The sequence below is a fragment of the Nocardia sp. AB354 genome (assembly GCF_049538315.1).
GTDB classification, from domain to species: domain Bacteria; phylum Actinomycetota; class Actinomycetes; order Mycobacteriales; family Mycobacteriaceae; genus Nocardia; species Nocardia nova.
In genome coordinates this window covers 214,411-224,788 of the sequence record NZ_JBMVFU010000014.1, presented here as the reverse complement: position 1 = coordinate 224,788, position 10,378 = coordinate 214,411, and the positions used below count along the sequence as shown (strand labels likewise).

Annotated in this window: 10 protein-coding genes; 3 read left to right on the top strand and 7 right to left on the bottom strand. The window is 69.6% G+C overall.

Going from position 1 to position 10,378, the window contains the following annotated elements; all coding sequences use genetic code 11:
* Nucleotides 1–312: 312 nt before the first annotated feature.
* Nucleotides 313–1,596 (bottom strand): tyrosine--tRNA ligase, encoded by a 1,284-nt coding sequence (gene tyrS, locus ACPCUW_RS21255; RefSeq protein ID WP_423426607.1) that lies wholly within the window; start codon nt 1,594–1,596, stop codon nt 313–315.
* Nucleotides 1,597–1,821: 225 nt separating this feature from the next.
* On the opposite strand from tyrS, the gene ACPCUW_RS21250 reads away from it, so the two are divergent.
* Complete coding sequence (locus ACPCUW_RS21250; RefSeq protein ID WP_423426605.1) at nt 1,822–2,787, top strand: NAD(P)H-binding protein; 966 nt, start codon at nt 1,822–1,824, stop codon at nt 2,785–2,787.
* Nucleotides 2,788–2,889: 102 nt separating this feature from the next.
* Entirely contained in the window at nt 2,890–3,858 is a 969-nt protein-coding gene (locus ACPCUW_RS21245) for a cupin domain-containing protein (RefSeq protein WP_423426604.1), read from the top strand.
* 74 nt (nt 3,859–3,932) lie between these two features.
* Here the strand turns inward: ACPCUW_RS21245 and ACPCUW_RS21240 are convergent, their stop codons facing one another.
* Both ACPCUW_RS21240 and ACPCUW_RS21235 read right to left on the bottom strand, forming a co-directional pair.
* Nucleotides 3,933–4,331, bottom strand: a complete 399-nt coding sequence (locus tag ACPCUW_RS21240) for a DoxX family protein (RefSeq protein WP_423426603.1) — start codon at nt 4,329–4,331, stop codon at nt 3,933–3,935.
* 82 nt (nt 4,332–4,413) lie between these two features.
* Nucleotides 4,414–5,082: a FadR/GntR family transcriptional regulator gene (locus tag ACPCUW_RS21235; protein WP_423426601.1), complete on the bottom strand. Its 669-nt coding sequence runs from the start codon at nt 5,080–5,082 to the stop codon at nt 4,414–4,416.
* 214 nt (nt 5,083–5,296) lie between these two features.
* Here ACPCUW_RS21235 and ACPCUW_RS21230 point away from each other — a divergent pair, with 214 nt between their 5' ends.
* Nucleotides 5,297–6,991 carry a 2-isopropylmalate synthase gene (locus tag ACPCUW_RS21230; protein WP_423426632.1) on the top strand — a complete coding sequence of 565 codons (1,695 nt, stop codon included), beginning with the start codon at nt 5,297–5,299 and terminating at the stop codon, nt 6,989–6,991.
* Nucleotides 6,992–6,995: 4 nt separating this feature from the next.
* On the opposite strand, the gene ACPCUW_RS21225 is transcribed toward ACPCUW_RS21230, so the two are convergent.
* From ACPCUW_RS21225 to ACPCUW_RS21210, 4 genes are all read right to left on the bottom strand, one after another.
* Nucleotides 6,996–7,619 (bottom strand): DNA-3-methyladenine glycosylase, encoded by a 624-nt coding sequence (locus tag ACPCUW_RS21225; protein ID WP_423426599.1) that lies wholly within the window; start codon nt 7,617–7,619, stop codon nt 6,996–6,998.
* A 65-nt stretch (nt 7,620–7,684) separates the two neighbouring features.
* Nucleotides 7,685–7,972: a DUF3761 domain-containing protein gene (locus ACPCUW_RS21220; RefSeq protein WP_227462772.1), complete on the bottom strand. Its 288-nt coding sequence runs from the start codon at nt 7,970–7,972 to the stop codon at nt 7,685–7,687.
* Nucleotides 7,973–8,082: 110 nt separating this feature from the next.
* Nucleotides 8,083–9,006 carry an RNA polymerase sigma factor SigJ gene (gene sigJ, locus ACPCUW_RS21215; RefSeq protein ID WP_423426598.1) on the bottom strand — a complete coding sequence of 308 codons (924 nt, stop codon included), beginning with the start codon at nt 9,004–9,006 and terminating at the stop codon, nt 8,083–8,085.
* Between the two features lie 52 nt (nt 9,007–9,058).
* Nucleotides 9,059–10,315, bottom strand: coding sequence for an NAD(P)/FAD-dependent oxidoreductase (locus ACPCUW_RS21210; protein ID WP_423426596.1), 1,257 nt, complete (start codon nt 10,313–10,315; stop codon nt 9,059–9,061).
* Nucleotides 10,316–10,378 lie beyond the last annotated feature (63 nt).

Below are 10,378 nucleotides of genomic sequence, written 5' to 3'. Positions count from 1 at the left end.
GGCGCACAAACAGTCCGGCCGGTTAACCGACCTTCTTGAGAGGCAACTTTTCCAGCCTAACCACTGAAGCTCGCGAAGTCAACTCACGATCTCTGGGTCCCACTGGCCGTCAGGCGCTCCTCGTCCGACCTCGTTGTCCCGGGCCTCTCGGCTCCGGGTCGGTGTCCGTGTCGCTCTGACTTGGAATAAGTTACGTGGCGGAGAACAGAACGTCAAATCGCCACGTCGGCTCGCATTTTCGCAGGTCACCGGCCCGGCTCCGGGCCGGTGACCGACCCGAATCACACGGATGTGACTCAGGTCATGGCCAGATCAGCTCCCGGCTCGGCGGGCGCCGGCGAAGTTCTTCTTGCCGCGCCGCAAAACCAACCAGCGTCCGTGCAGGTAGTCGGTGTCGGCGGGCATCCACTCCGGATCGGAGATGCGGACGTTGTTCACCGAGGCGCCACCGTCGGCGACCGCCCGGCGAGCTGCGCCACGACTGTCCGAGAGTCCCGAGGCGACCAGCAGATCCACAATCGTCGATTCGGGGCCGGCCTCCGCCACAATGCCCTCACCCGCGGCTTCGGCCAGCGCGGAACCGAGTGTCGCTTCGTCCAGATCGTGCAGATCGCCGCGGCCGAACAGCGCCTGGCTGGCCAGCTGCACCGCGCGGGTGTGCGCCTCGCCGTGCACGAGCGTGGTCATCTCGGCGGCCAGGCGACGCTGCGCTTCCCTGGCATGCGGACGTTCGGCGGTCGCGGTCTCGAGTTCGGCCAGTTCCTCCCGGTCGAGGAAGGTGAACCAGCGCAGGTAGCGGATCACGTCGGCGTCGCCGGTGTTCACGAAGTACTGGTACCAGGCGTACGGGCTGGTCATCTCGGGATCGAGCCAGAGACTGCCGCCGCCGGTCGACTTGCCGAACTTCTTACCGTCGGCGGAGGTGACCAGCGGGGTGGTCAGGGCGTGGACCTGCTCGCTGTCGAGGCGGCGGTTGAGTTCGACGCCGGCGATGATGTTGCCCCACTGATCGGAGCCGCCGACCTGCAGGCGGCAGGCGTGGGCGCGGCGCAGCTGTACGAAGTCGTTGGCCTGCAACAGCATGTAGCTGAATTCGGTGTAGGAGATGCCGTCGCCGTCGAGGCGGCGTTTGACGGTATCCCGCGCCAGCATCACGTTCACCGAGAAGTGCTTGCCGATATCGCGGAGGAAGTCGACGGCGCTGAGGTTGCCCGTCCAGTCCATATTGTTGGCGATGATCGCGCCGGTCGGCGAATCGTCGAAGTCGACGAAACGCTGCAGCTGGCCGCGGATCCGGTCGGCCCACTCGGCGACGGTATCGGTCGAGTTCATCACCCGCTCCCCCACGTCGCGGGGGTCACCGATCAGACCGGTGGCGCCGCCGGCCAGGACGATCGGGCGGTGTCCGGCCTGCTGGAAGCGTTTGAGCGTGAGCAGCGGAACGAGATGGCCCGCGTGCAGACTCGCCGCGGTGGGGTCGAAACCTGCATACAGGGTGATGGGGCCCTTCGCCGTTTCGGCCCGCAGGGCGTCCAGATCCGTGGACTGTGCGATCAGCCCACGCCAGGTCAGTTCGTCGATGATGTCGGCGCTCACGCCCTCCCATCTTTCCGCACCGAGCCCGCTCGGCTGCGCTGGGTCGGCGATGTCCGGGCCGGGCGGGCCGTTCGGTCAGGAATGAACCGCGCCGATGCGTCGGGGGCCCGGCCGATGCTCGACGATCATCGGCTGGGCAGTCCGCGAGCGGAGCGTGGACGCGTGCGTATGTGTGCGAGCGTCCGGGCCATGGCCGATCGCCTCGGATCCGGATGTACTCGATACATGACAGAGAACACCATGATCGACAACGAAACCCACGGCACCACAACGGTTTCCGCCGACGCCGGCACCGACCGCACGTCCACCCCGAAGACCGGCCCCGACCACACGGCCGTGGGCCCCGTCGTCGTCTTGGGTGGCGTCGGGAAGACCGGTCGGCGGGTCGTGGCGCGTCTGGCCGAGAGCGGCATCGAGGTGCGCCCGGCCTCCCGTTCGACGGCGATCCCGTTCGACTGGGAGGACCGGACGACCTGGGCGGCCGCCCTGGACGGCGCTCGATCCGTCTACCTGACCTACCAGCCGGATCTTGCCGCCCCGGGCGCCGACGAGGCGGTGAGAGAACTGACCGCGGTGGCACGCCGGGCCGGGGTGCGGCGACTGGTTCTGCTGTCCGGCCGGGGCGAGCCGGAAGCGCAGCGTTGTGAGGAGATCGCCCTGCGCAGCGGCCTGGCCACGACCGTGGTGCGGTGCAGCTGGTTCGCACAGAACTTCAGCGAGGATTTTCTCGCCGAGGAGATCGCGACCGGACAGGTGACACTGCCCGCCGATACGGTCGCCGAGCCGTTCGTCGACGCCGAGGACATCGCCGATGTCGCTGTCGCCGCACTCACCGAGGACGGGCATACCGGTGAGATCTACGAACTGACCGGGCCGCAGGCACTGACCTTCGCCGAGGCGGTGGCCACGATCGCCGCCGCTACCGGTCGCGCGATCGGGTATCGGCCGGTGAGCCTCGACGAATACGCCGCCGCGATGTCGGAGATGGGACGGCCTCGGGAAGTGGTCGACTCGCTGACCTATCTGTTCGGCACGGTTCTCGACGGCCGCAACACCGCCGTCACCGACGGTGTCGAGCGGGCATTGGGGCGGGAGCCGCGATCGTTCGCCGACTATGCCCGCCGGACCGCGGCCGAGGGCGGCTGGCCCGTGACCGACGGTGGCGAGCCGGCCGGTGTGCCGCGCGGGTGATCGGCGATGCCGGTGATCGTGCGTGATTTCCCGGGGTTCCGTCGCCCCGCCGGTGCTGGGAAGCCGGTTGCCGCACCGGCCGCCATGCGCGATCGTCGTGGCATGGATGCCCTCGCCGACCTGCTCGACGGCCCGCGCGCTCGCGGTGCGTTCGTGATGCGCTCGCTGCTGGACCCGCCGTGGTCGCTGCGGATCCAGGACCGGGCGCCGCTCACGGTGGTGGTGGTGACCCGTGGATACGCCTATCTCGTACCGGACGGCGACGATCCGATCCGGCTCGAGGAAGGTGCGGTCGCGATTCTGCGCGGTCCGGATCCGTACACGGTGGCCGACGAACCGTCGACCCCGCCGCAGGCGATCGTTCACCCCGGGCAGACCACGACCACTCCGGGCGGTGAACTGCTCTGTGAGACATGGGATCTCGGGGTTCGCAGCTGGGGGACGAACGCGGCCGGAACCACCGCGCTGCTGACCGGAACCTACGAGGTGGCCGGCACGGTCAGCGACCGTCTGCTGCGCGCACTGCCGCCGCGGGCCGTCCTCGACGGTCACGAGGTCGACGAACGTCTGCTCGGCCTGCTGGTCGACGAAGCCGGCCGCGACATCCCCGGGCAGGCATCCGTGCTCGACCGGCTGCTGGATCTGCTGACCATCGCCGCACTGCGCACCTGGTTCGCACGGGCGGAGGCGCCGCAGTGGTACAGCGCCTACGCCGATCCCGTTGTGGGCCAGGCGTTGCGGCTGCTCGAGCACAATCCCGCCCACGATTGGACGGTCGCCGAGCTGGCGGCGACCGTCGGCGCGTCCCGGGCGGCGCTCGCGCGCCGGTTCACCGAACTCGTCGGGGATCCGCCGATCGCCTACCTCACCGAATGGCGGCTGGCGCGAGCCGCGGACCTGCTGCGCGGGACCGACGCCACCATCGAGTCGATCGCGCGGCAGGTCGGTTACGGAACGGCGTTCAGTCTGAGTGCCGCGTTCAAACGGCGTTACGGGGTCAGCCCCGGTATGCATCGGCGCACCGAAACCCTTGCGGCGGAACCGGAACGGGACGCCGGAGCAGGCGGCTGACGAGCCTTCAGCCGGCATGTCGATGGGCCCGCGCCGGTGTTTTCCGGAGCGGGCCCCATCGGGCGGGTGCGAGTTCAGTGTGCGGGGCGGCGTTCGTAGGCGATCCAGGCGAAGACCGCCATCAGGACCAGCGGGAAGATCGCGCCGGCCGGGGCGTCCATGACGAAGGCCTGGGTAGCGGCCGCGCAGACCATGGTGATCGACAGTCCGGCGGCGGCGAGCCAGGACAGGCGCGGCACCAGCAGGCCGATACCGCCCGAAATCTCCACCAGGCCGGTGAAATAGCGGAACCAGTCGCCCCAGCCGATGTCGTGGAAGATGCGGACGGCGTCGGATTGGCCGACCACCTTCGGCAGTCCCGAGGCGATGACGAAGAACAGGCCCAGCACGATCTGCAGGATCCACAGCACGCGCGTGCGGATCTTGCCGGGACGAGTGGCGACGGACGGGGCGGAGGCGGTGATGGCGGTCATGATTCGGTGTCCTTCCGGATGCTCGGTGTCGGTTCGAGCGCGCTCACCACAGAAGACGGGCCACCCCGGAAGAATTCATCGGTCAGGAGAAAGCGGATCTCAGGGCGCTCAGGTGCACCCGGCTGGCCGTGGCCGCCGTCTCGGCCGACCGATCGCGAATCGCCTCGAACAGCACCTCGTGGGCGTGATGGTCCGCGGCGGGATCGGCCATCGGCCGCATGCGAAGCATCTGCGTCATCGCGCGGTGCACGCGCGGGACGAAGGCGTCGAACAACTGCAACAGCACCTCGTTGTGCGCCGCCGCGATCACCGTGCGGTGAAAGGCGGTATCGGCGTCGACGAGATGGTCGACCGAATCGTCGGATCCGGCACGCACCGCCAGCGCCTTCCGCATGATCCGCAGGTCGGCGGGGGTGCGCCGCTGCGCCGCCAGAGCCGCGGCTTCGGCCTCGATGGCGATGCGGGCCTCGATGACGGCGGCGATGTCGGCACGGCGCAGCACCTCGTCCCAGTCTTCGGCCACCTCCAGCGCGGTGACGAAAACGCCTGCCCCCTGGCGGCTTTCGAGCACGCCCTGACCGGACAGTTCCCGGATCGCCTCGCGCAGCGTGGAGCGTCCCACGCCCAGCTGGACCGCGAGGGTCGTCTCGCCCGGCAGTTTGTGTCCCAGCGGCCATTCACCCGAGCGGATCCGGTCGAGCAGGAGTTGAGCGGCCTGGGCCGCCAGCGGTTGCCTCTGCACGGTCACCATCGGCCCTCACCTCTCTACTTGTCTGAGGAGTTGTCACTCGCTATGGTAGCCGACATGGGACAGGGACTGCTTCTCCTCGGCCGCCGCGGCGGGGTCTGAACGACCGGCACCCTGCCCGCGGGTTGCTGGGCTGCGCCGGTCGACACCTCCGACGCAGAAGGCCGATCCCGTGCCCGACCACACTCCCCGCTGGAATCGCCAGCGCCCCTCCGCCATGCCCTCGGATCGTTATCACGATGTGTATCACCGAGTTTCGGTGCCGCTGACCGAGCGCAACTGGCCCTCGAAACGCCTCGAATCCGCCCCGCTGTGGGTGCCGGTCGACCTGCGCGACGGCAATCAGGCCCTCGCCGAACCGATGGATCCGGTGCGCAAGCGCCGATTCTTCGAGATGCTGGTCGCGATCGGCTACAAGGAGATCGAGGTCGGCTACCCGAGTGCCTCGCAGACCGATTTCGACTTCGTCCGCCTGATCCGCGACGCCGAGCTCGCGCCCGCCGACGTCACCCTGGTCGTCTTCACCCCGGCCCGTGCCGATCTCATCGCGCGGACGTTGGAGTCGGTGGAAGGGATCACCAACGACGTGGTGATCCACATGTACACCGCGACCGCGCCGCTGTGGCGCGATGTCGTGCTCGGGCGGTCCCGGGCCGAGGTGGCGGAGATGATCCTCGCGGGCGGCCGCGAGATCGCGCGGCCGGCCGGCGACCGGCCGAATCTGCGATTCCAGTTCTCCCCCGAGGTTTTCATGCTCACCGAACCGGATTTCGTGCTGGAGGTGTGCGATGCGATGACGCAGCTGTGGGACGCGAGCCCGCAGCGCCCGGTGGTGCTGAATCTGCCGGCGACGGTCGAGGTGGCCACGCCCAATGTCTACGCCGACCAGATCGAATACATGGATCGCAATCTGAGCCGCCGCGACGGTGTGATCCTGTCGGTGCATCCGCACAACGACCGCGGCACCGGCATCGCCTGCGCGGAATTGGCGATGCTGGCCGGAGCCCAGCGCGTGGAGGGCTGCGTCTTCGGCAACGGTGAGCGCACCGGAAACGTCGACATCGCGACGCTGGCCCTGAATCTGCACACCCAGGGTGTGGACCCGATGATCGATTTCTCCGATATCGACGGCATTCGCCGCACCGTCGAGTACTGCACGCGGATGCCGATCCCGGAGCGACACCCCTACGTCGGCGATCTGGTCTATACCGCGTTCTCCGGGACGCACCAGGATGCGATCAAGAAGGGTTTCGCCGACCATCGCCGGCGGGCCGAGCTGGCCGGGGTGCCGGAATCCGAGATCGAGTGGCAGGTGCCGTATCTGCCCATCGACCCGGCGGATGTCGGACGCAGCTACGAGGCGGTGATCCGGGTGAATTCACAGTCCGGCAAGGGCGGTATCGCGTATCTGCTGCAGACCGGATACGGACTGGAGCTGCCGCGACGGTTGCAGATCGACTTCGCGCGGCATGTGCAACGCCATACCGACGACACCGGCGCCGAGGTGGGTGCGCGGTGGTTGTGGGAGCTGCTGCAGCAGGTGTACGGCCCGACCGGCGACGGTATCGACTGCGCCGGAGGCCGGATCCACTGGCGATTCGGCGAGTCCGGCGACGTCGTGATCACCGCGCCGAATGCCGGGGCCGAGGTCGAGACGACCTGCACGGCCGCCGATGCCAGTCGGCTCACAGAAATATTTGCCGCACAGGGCATCTCGATCGAGCCTTTGCAGGCTACCCACCATCGGCTGCCCGCCGGCGCGGGTGCGGAATACGTGGTCTACGGCGAGTTCCGGGTCGGCGGTGACGTTCGATGGACGCTCGGCGTCGCCGATACCGTCGCGGCGGCCGAATCGGCGGCGACGATCGCGGCGGCGCAGCGCGGGCGGATCCGCGCCGAGTTGACGAGCTGACCGCTCAGGCCGACCGCCCGGCCTCCGGGGCGCGCGGACTGCGGCGGTAGGCCGAGACCGCCGGGGAGTCGCGCAACCACAGCCGCCACGGGCGGTCGGCGGCCAGGCTCACGCCGACGCGGGGGCCCACCCCGATCGCGGCGGAGTCGGTGATCTCGGGGCCCAATTCCAATCTGATCGGCGCCGCGGGGTCGAACAGGGCGGTGCCGTAGTCGGAGAGCGAAATTCCCAGGGCACTGCCGAAGTTGCCGGGCCCGCGCGCCAGATCGGTATCGGCGCGGGCCGCGGGGCGCCGGGAGCGCGCGACCTCGTGGCCCTCGATCACCTCGCCGGCCCGCAGCAGCACGGCACTGGCGACGCCGTCGGGGCCGCTGGTGACGTTCACGCAGGTGTGCATGCCGTAACTGAAGTAGACGTAGAGCACGCCGGGCGGACCGAACATCACGGCGTTGCGCGGGGTGCGCCCGCGGCCGGAGTGGGCCGCCGGGTCGTGCCACGGTCCGGCCGGGTCACCGCCGTACGCCTCGACCTCGACGATGCGCACGGCGACCGGGCCGGACCGCATCGTCGCGCCCAGTACGCGGCGAGCGGCGGCCAGCGGTTCCACGGCGAGTTCCTCGGCAGACACGGGTTCTCATTCTTACTCGAGCACCCGTGGTGACCGACGCCACGCCCGCCGTGGACCATGCTCGGTCAGAGCCAGCGCTCGACACCGCCGTGATGGGAGCAGGTTCCGCTGCGGTGGCGGCTGTAGCTGTAGGTGCCGTCGCCGCACTGCGCGGTCGCGCCGTCGGGATCCGAGCCGGGACGCGGGACGCAGGCGTGGTCGACGTTCTCGTAATCGCCTGCGGGGCAGGAGATGAAGGCCGGGGCGGCGGTCGCGGTCGCCGTGGGGGCGAAGACGGCGGCAAAGCCGACACCGGCGGCAAGCAGCCAGCCGGTCAGGGTGGTGCGACGGGTGCGGCTCGCTACGCTGTGCACTTGTGAAACTCCTACCATTCTAATTTCGGCCGGAACTGTCCCGGCGGATGACAAAAATAGCGCATCCCATAGCCGCACAGGACATTTCGGGCGAATCAGTGGTAGCGGCTCTACCGCGGCGGGCGCAGCCCGGCGAGTTTGTCGGGGTTCACCTGAAAGCGCAGGTTCTGCACCCGACCGTCGAGGATGTCGAAGGTGAGCGCGCCGACCGGGAATCCGCCGATCTCGCCGACCACGCTCAGTTCGCCGTTCAGCACCGCGGCCCGCATCCGGATTCCGGTCAGGATGGGTTTGGCCAGCACACCGAGCAGCCAGCGGGCGACGTGGTCGGGGCCGTGCAACGGCCGGCGGGCCGCGGTGACCTTGCCGCCGCCGTCGTTCCAGAGGGTGACGTCGGGGGCCAGCAGCTGCATCAGCGCGTTGACGTCGCCGCCGTCGGCGGCCGCCAGGAACCGCTCGGTGATCTCCTGCCGCGCAACGGGATCGGTGTCGTAGCGGGGACGGCGGGCCTGCACATGATTGCGGGCGCGATGCGAGATCTGCCGGACGGTCGGCTCGGGGCGATCGAGAAAACCGGCGATCTCGGCGGGTGAGAATCCGAAGACGTCGCGCAGCACGAACACCGCCCGTTCGACCGGGCCCAGTGTCTCCAGCACGACCAGCATGGCCGTGGACACCGTGTCGACGATTTCGACACGGTCGGTGGCATCGGGTTCGCTGAGCAGCGGTTCGGGCAGCCACGGGCCGACATAGGTTTCGCGTACCGCGCGGGCGCTGGTGAGCCGGTTCAGCGACAGGTTGGTGACCGTCCGCACCAGGTAGGCCTTGGGGTGGCGGACCCGCTCCCGGTCGACCTCGTGCCATTTCAGCCAGGCGTCCTGCAGCACGTCCTCGGCGTCGGCCACACTGCCGAGCAGTTGATACGCGGTGGCGAACAGCAGCCGGCGATGCGTGTCGAACGCATCGCCGGGGCCCGCCGGTGGGTCCGCGGGCCGCGCGGTCACCGCACCGGCGTCCTCGGCGTCACCGTCCATGCGCTCATCCTCTCCCGATCGCTCGAGGGCCCGCAATATCGGGGCAGGTCCTTCACGCCGCGATCCGGCCGGCCGCGCGCGTCGCGCGTCCCCCACGCGACAGCGTGACCGACACATTGGCGCGGCGGCTCAGCCGGAATGTCGGGACCGGGCTGCTGCTCACGAACTCCTTGTAGCGCACCGCGGCGCGGCCCTTCAGGTAGGCGCGGCGGGGGCTGTCGTCGGCGCGCGTGAATCCGATGACCGCATCGCGGCGGCCGAGGCTGACCGGCTGATGGAAGTATCCGAACCGGAACGGCCGCACCGACTTTCCGCGCAGCCGCCGCGCGATGGCGTCCGCGGCGTAGGCCGCGGTCGGCATACCGCTCTGGCAGGTGCCGTGCATCCGCCCCCACGGCTGGGTGATGGCGGCGGCATCACCGATGGCGTAGATGTCCGGATGCGAGACCGACCGCAAAGTCGGGTCGGTGACGACGGCCCCCGCCACATCCGTGGTGATGCCGGCCGCGGCGGCCACGGCGGCTACGCGCACTCCCGCGGTCCACAGCGTCAGCCCGGCGGGCACCATCACGCCGCTGTCCAGGCGCACTGCGTCGGGCAGCACCTTCGTGACGCGAGTTCCGCTGCGGCGCACGATGTTCAGGCGGTCCAGCGCACGCTCGACGTAGGCGCGCGGGCCCTCGCCCAGCATGGCGGCGGGTTCACCGGTGCTGATCAGGGTGACGGTGAGGCCGGGGTGGGATTCGGCGATTTCGGTGGCGGCCTCGACGCCGGTGAGACCACCGCCGCAGACCGCGACCGCTCCCCCGCCGGCCTCGAGTTCGGCGAGACGCTGCGACATCCGATGCGCCGTGCGCGGATCGTCGAGGGTCCACGCATGCTCGGCCACACCCGGCACAGTGGTGGTATCGGCGCGGCTGCCGAGGGCGTAGACCAAGGTGTCGTAGCCGAGTTCGACGCCGTCGTCGCAGATCACGCGATGGGCAACCGGATCGATCGCGGTGGCGGAGGCGCGGCGGAAGGCCACACCGGTTCCGGCCAGCAGGTCCGGGATCCGGTGATCGGCGAGTTCGGCGCCGGCCGCGACCTGATGCATACGCAGCCGTTCGGTGAACCGGTCCGACGGGTTGACCAGCGTGATGTGCACCGCCTGCTTGCGGGTGCGGCGCGCGAGCCGGATCGCCGCCAGCATTCCGGTGTAACCGGCGCCGAGGACGACGATCTCGTGCTGACGCCCGGCGTCCGGCTCGAACCGAGTCTCGTGGTTGCTGCGCTGGGTCTTCCGATCACTGCGCTGGGTGTCGCTCATGGTCCTGTCCTTTCGCGGCGGGTCGACTGTGCGATTCGGTGATGGGACAAGTCGGCCGCGACT